At 70.5% G+C, this 227-nt stretch carries 1 pseudogene; it reads right to left on the bottom strand.

Going from position 1 to position 227, the window contains the following annotated elements:
- Positions 1 to 227: pseudogene (locus BST12_RS30310) on the bottom strand (protoporphyrinogen oxidase); the annotation flags it as partial.

Below are 227 nucleotides of genomic sequence, written 5' to 3'. Positions count from 1 at the left end.
GAGTTGGTCGTCGGAGGCCGTCAGGGCCGGTTCGTCGCCGAACCGACCGAACGACAGCCGCAACAGCGCGACGTCGCCGCGCTGACCCCATTTGCGCGACGACAATGTGATCGCCTTGGCATGCGGTGACTCGTCGCCGGCCACCAGCACGCCGGAACAGTGCGGAAACGCGGTGCCGCCGGGCACCGCCAGCGCCACCACCGCCGACGACGCGCTCACGATCTGCC

Source organism: Mycobacterium angelicum, from assembly GCF_002086155.1.
Lineage (GTDB): Bacteria > Actinomycetota > Actinomycetes > Mycobacteriales > Mycobacteriaceae > Mycobacterium > Mycobacterium angelicum.
This window is presented reverse-complemented; position numbering and strand designations above follow the sequence as displayed.